This is a genomic window from Oscillibacter sp. (genome assembly GCF_032060045.1).
Taxonomy (GTDB): Bacteria; Bacillota; Clostridia; order Oscillospirales; family Oscillospiraceae; genus Oscillibacter.
Genome location: NZ_DAMBZJ010000001.1, coordinates 139,907 through 140,317, shown reverse-complemented (window position 1 = coordinate 140,317; position 411 = coordinate 139,907). Strand labels below are relative to the sequence as shown.

The 411-nt window shown below is 58.2% G+C and carries 1 protein-coding gene and 1 pseudogene; both read right to left on the bottom strand.

From position 1 onward, the window contains the following. On the bottom strand, positions 1-279 hold a 279-nt coding region (locus RT018_RS00620), incomplete at its 3' end, for a hypothetical protein (RefSeq protein ID WP_312938585.1). A gap of 22 nt (positions 280-301) precedes the next feature. After that, positions 302-411, bottom strand: a pseudogene (locus tag RT018_RS00615) (GNAT family N-acetyltransferase); the annotation flags it as partial.

The following is a 411-nucleotide window of genomic DNA, read 5'->3' as shown; positions in this document are numbered from 1 at the left end:
GATCATGTCACCGCCGCACCACGGGCATTTCTCCGGAGGATCCGCTTCCTCCTCTGGCTTGTCCCTGCGGAGGTGGGACAGAAACGTCTTCAGGGGCGTGTCCTTCTCCCCAGGTTGCTGGGCATGACCGTCCTCCGCTTCCAAGCCCTGACGGACAGCCTTAAAATACGCCTTGAACTCGTCGGAGACAGAGGGCTTTTCCCCCTCCGGCGTTTCCTTTTCCCTTGATCTCTGGTGCTTTTCCCATTCGCTTTCCTCGTCCCGATTCCAAAAAGCCATGGTAATGCCTCCTTTGACGATGTTACAGCGTAAGCTGCATGAAAATGGTTCCCGGCAGCGGACTGTCGTTGTACCGGGGGATTTCCTGAAATCCCAGCGCGCGGAACAGGCGCAGCGCGTCAGGCAGCATGG